General features: G+C 70.4%; 4 protein-coding genes. All 4 read left to right on the top strand.

From position 1 onward, the window contains the following. Positions 1 to 53 precede the first annotated feature (53 nt). The 4 genes from AC07ZS_RS29545 to AC07ZS_RS29530 are packed head-to-tail and all read left to right on the top strand — an operon-like array spanning position 54 to position 4,181. Positions 54 to 878, top strand: a complete 825-nt coding sequence (locus tag AC07ZS_RS29545) for an alpha/beta fold hydrolase (protein WP_494801989.1) — start codon at positions 54 to 56, stop codon at positions 876 to 878. Between the two features lie 14 nt (positions 879 to 892). Continuing rightward, entirely contained in the window at positions 893 to 1,720 is an 828-nt protein-coding gene (locus tag AC07ZS_RS29540) for an IclR family transcriptional regulator (RefSeq protein ID WP_494801988.1), read from the top strand. Beyond that, a complete protein-coding gene (locus AC07ZS_RS29535; RefSeq protein WP_494801987.1) occupies positions 1,717 to 3,390 on the top strand; it encodes a thiamine pyrophosphate-binding protein in 1,674 nt (557 codons plus the stop codon). Before AC07ZS_RS29540 ends, AC07ZS_RS29535 begins: the two co-directional genes overlap by 4 nt. After that, positions 3,387 to 4,181: an aspartate dehydrogenase gene (locus tag AC07ZS_RS29530; RefSeq protein WP_494801986.1), complete on the top strand. Its 795-nt coding sequence runs from the start codon at positions 3,387 to 3,389 to the stop codon at positions 4,179 to 4,181. The genes AC07ZS_RS29535 and AC07ZS_RS29530 overlap by 4 nt, the downstream gene beginning before the upstream one ends. Positions 4,182 to 4,402: the final 221 nt, after the last annotated feature.

Here is a 4,402-nt window from a genome sequence, read left to right as displayed (position 1 = left end):
CCCGACAGCCCCCTGGCCAAGATCAAGCGTTGAACGCTTCGACGCCTGCCGCCATGACGCCTCTTCAAGCCCTCGCCTCCCACCCGCTGCGCAGCACTGTGCTGGCGGATGGCGCGCGCCTGTCCTACCGCGAGGCAGGATCGGCCAAGGACGTGACGCACGTGCTGCTGCACGGCATCGGCTCGGCCTCGGGCAGCTGGGTGCGCCAGCTCGACGCCGCCGCGGGCCAGCCCGTGCGCGTGCTGGCCTGGGACGCGCCGGGCTACGGCACCAGCGATCCGGTGAAGGCCGACTGGCCGCGCGCCGACGACTACGCCGAACGCCTCTGGGCCTGGCTCGACGCGCTGGGCGTGCAAACGCCCATCACGCTGGTGGGCCACTCGCTGGGCGCGCTGATGGCCGGCCGGGCCGCCCTGCTGGCGCCTGCGCGTGTGCAGCGCCTGGTGCTGCTCTCGCCCGCCGGCGGCTACGGCAACGCCGAGCCGGCCGTGCGCGAGCAGAAACTGCGCGACCGCCTGGCCTCGCTGGAGCGACTGGGCCCGCAGGGCATGGCGCAGGCGCGCGGCACCGCCATGCTCTCGCCCGGTGCAGCGCCCGAGCTGGTCGAGGCCGTGCGCGAAAGCATGTCGCAGGTGATTCCCGCGGGCTACACGCAGGCCGCGCGCCTGCTCGCCCACGGCACCCTGGCGGCCGACCTGAAGCAGTTGCGCCTGCCGGTGGCGGTGGCCAGTGGCGGTGCCGACGGCATCACCACGCCCTCGTCCTGCCAGGCCGTGGCCCAGGCCGCCGGCGTGTCATGGAATGATCTCGGTTCTGCGGGCCATGCGTGCCCGCTGGAAGCGCCCGGCGCGGTGAACGCCCTGCTGGGTCTCAACTGAACAAGGAGAAGACCATGGCCACCGAGAAAAACGACGACCGCTACACCGTGCCCGCGCTCATGCGCGGCCTGCAGCTGCTGATGCTGTTCAACCGCGACGAGCGCGAGCTCACCGGCGCCGACATCTCGCGCCGGCTCGAACTCCCGCGCGCCTCGGTGTTCCGCATGCTGCAGACGCTGGAGCAAGGTGGCTTCGTCGAGCGCGTGGGCGACGGCGCCTACTACAAGCTCGGCCTGTCCGTGCTGCGCCTGGGTTTCGAGTTCCTGGCCTCCATGGAGCTCACCGAACACGGCCGCCCCATCATCGAGGCGCTGCGCGACGAGTGCGGCTACTCGGCCCATGTGGTGGTGCGCGACGCGCGCGACGTGGTCTTCATTGCCAAGGTCGCCGGCCGCAGCGCGCTGTTCCATTCCATCCAGGTCGGCGCGCGCCTGCCGGCCCACGCCACCGTGCTGGGCCGCCTGCTGCTCAGCGACCTCGACCTGAACGCCCTGCGCCAGCTCTACCCCGAACCCGAGCTGCCGAAATACACGCCCCGCACCCCGGCCACCGTCGAGCAGCTCAAGCAGCTGATCGACCAGGACCGCGCCAACGGCTACGGCGTGAGCCAGGGCGGGTTCGAGTCCGGCATCTCGACCATCGCCGCACCGGTCTTCAACGACCGGGGCGAGGTCGCCGCCGCCTTGAGCATCACCGTGCCGGCGCAGCAGGTGCAGCCCGGCGAACTCGAAGTTCTCGTCAACCAGGTGCGCCAGGCCGCGGCCCAGCTCACCGAACGCATCAGCCACCTGCCCAACCGCGGTGGCTGGCAAAACAAACCGACCGAAAAGAAAGTCGCATGAGCCCTACCACTCAACGCATCACCGTGGGTGAACTCGCCGCCCGCTTCCTGGAGCAATGCGGCGTGCGCGCCGCCTTCGGCGTGATCTCCATCCACAACATGCCCATCCTCGACGCGTTCCACACGCGCCAGAAGATCCGTTTCGTCTCGGCGCGCGGCGAGGCAGGTGCGTGCAACATGGCCGACGCCTACGCCCGGGTGAGCGGCACGCTGGGCGTGTGCGTCACCAGCACCGGCACCGGCTGCGGCAACGCGGCGGGCGCGATGGTCGAAGCCATCACCGCCGGCACCCCGCTGTTGCACCTCACGGGCCAGATCGAGTCGCCCTTCCTGGACCGCGACCTGGGCTACATCCACGAGCACCCGGCCCAGCTGGCCATGCTCAAGGCGGTCGGCAAGGACGCCTTCCGCATTCGCAACCCCGAGACCGCCCTGGCCACGCTGCGCGAAGCCGTGCGCCTGGCGCAGACCCCGCCCTGCGGCCCGGTAAGCATCGAGATCCCGATCGACGTGCAGAAGATGAAGCTGGACCTGCCGGCCGACCTCTCGCCCCTGGCCGTGCCGCCGGTGCAGCCCAACCTGGCCGCCGTGGACCTGCTGGCCGAGCGCCTGCTCAGCGCCAAACGCCCCCTGCTGTGGCTGGGCGGCGGCGCGCGCGGCGCCAGCACCGCCGCGATGCGGCTGGTGAACATGGGCTGGGCCGTCGTGTCCTCCGTGCAAGGCCGGGGCATCGTGCCCGAAGACCACCCCGCCACGCTGGGCTCCTACAACCTGCAGAAGCCGGCCGAAGAGTTCTACGAAACCGTGGACGCCTTCCTCTCTGTCGGCACGCGTCTGCGCAGCAACGAGACGCTGAACTACAAGCTCAAGCTGCCGGCCACGCGCTACCGCATCGACGCCAACCCCCTCACCGACGGCCGAGGCTACAGCAGCGAGCTGTTCGTGCACGGCGATGCCGAGATCACGCTCAACGCCCTGGCCGACCGGCTTGAAGGCCGCATGCAGATCGACCCGCAACTGGCGACCGATGTGAAGCGCGCGCGCGCCGAAGCCGCCACGCTGGTGGACGGCACGCTGGGCCAGTACGTCAAGCTCAAGAACACGCTGGCCGAGGTGGTCGGCAAGAACCTCTGGTGGGTGCGCGATATCACGCTCTCCAACAGCATGTGGGGCAACCGCGCCCCGGTGCTGGACCACCCCCGCGCCGGTGTGCACGCCCTGGGCGGCGGCATCGGCCAGGGCCTGGCCATGGGCGTGGGCGCGGCCGTGGCCGATGCCGAGCACGCGCTGGGCCGGCGCACCATCTCGCTCTGCGGCGACGGCGGCTTCATGCTCAACGTGGGCGAGCTCGCCTGCGCCGCGCAGGAGAAGGCCAACGTGGTCTTCATCGTCATGAACGACCAGCGCTACGGCGTCATCAAGAACATCCAGGACGACATCTACGGCAGCCGCCACGCCTACGTGGAACTGCACACGCCCGATTTCGCGCAGCTCTGCGCCAGCCTGCAGGTGCCGCACCTCAAGCTGGCCGACCCGGCCGCCACCAAGGACACGCTGCAGAAGGCCCTGGCCCATGCCAGCGGCCCGGTCGTGGTGGAGGTGGACATGAACGCCTGGGGCCCGTTTGCCGTGAAGTTCGCCGGCCCTCCGAAGAAGAAGGAAGAGACATGAGTTTTCAGCAAGTCACGCTGATCGGTTACGGCGCCATCGGTCGCACCCTGTTCGCGCGCATGGCCGGACACCCCTCGGTGCGCATCACGCACGTGGTGCTGTCCGAAAGCCACGTCGCCGATGCGCAGGCCGCGCTCGGCACGGCCGCGACCGTGTGCACCGAGGTGCCGCCCGAAACCACCCTGCTGCTGGAGTGCGCGGGCCACGCCGCCATCGGCGCCCACGTGCTGCCTGCGCTGGAGCGCGGCATCGAATGCGCCGTGCTGTCCATCGGCGCGCTGTCCGAAGACGGCCTGCCCGAGAAGCTGGCCGACGCCGCGCAGCGCGGCGGCACCCGCGTGCACCTGCTGGCCGGCGCCATCGGTGGCATCGACGCCATCGCGTCCGCCCGCCTGGCCGGCCTGGACAGCGTCACCTACACCGGCCGCAAGCCGCCCGAAGGCTGGCGCGGCAGCCCCGCCGAACAGGTGGCGGACCTGGGCGCGATCACCGAGCCCACCGTCATCCTCGAAGCCACGGCGCGCGAAGCCGCCCACCTCTACCCGAAGAACGCCAACGTGGCGGCCACCGTCTCGCTCGCCGGCCTGGGCCTGGACGCGACCCGCGTGCGCCTGATCGCCGACCCGACCGTGACCGAGAACATCCACGAGATCGACGTGCGCGGCGCCTTCGGCGAGATGCGCATCACCATGCGCGGCAAGCCCCTGCCCGACAACCCCAAGACCTCGGCGCTGACCGTGTTGTCCGCCCTGCGTTTCCTGCACAACCGCACTTCCTCGGTGACGATATGAAGCCCACCCCCGCGCCGCGCTTGCAGCGCGTCACCCCCTCAAGGGGGCGGTGTCTTGGACCGGCAAAGCCGGATCCTCGACACCTCTGGATGGCGACCCCTCTCTTCTCAAAGGTTTGACATGACCGAGAAACTTCAAAGCTACTTCGCGGGCCAATGGCGCGACGCCTCGGGCCCGGAATACACCACCGAATACCCGCACGACGGCAGCACCGTCGCCCG

This window comes from Hydrogenophaga sp. GW456-12-10-14-TSB4, from assembly GCF_059424305.1.
This window is presented reverse-complemented; position numbering and strand designations above follow the sequence as displayed.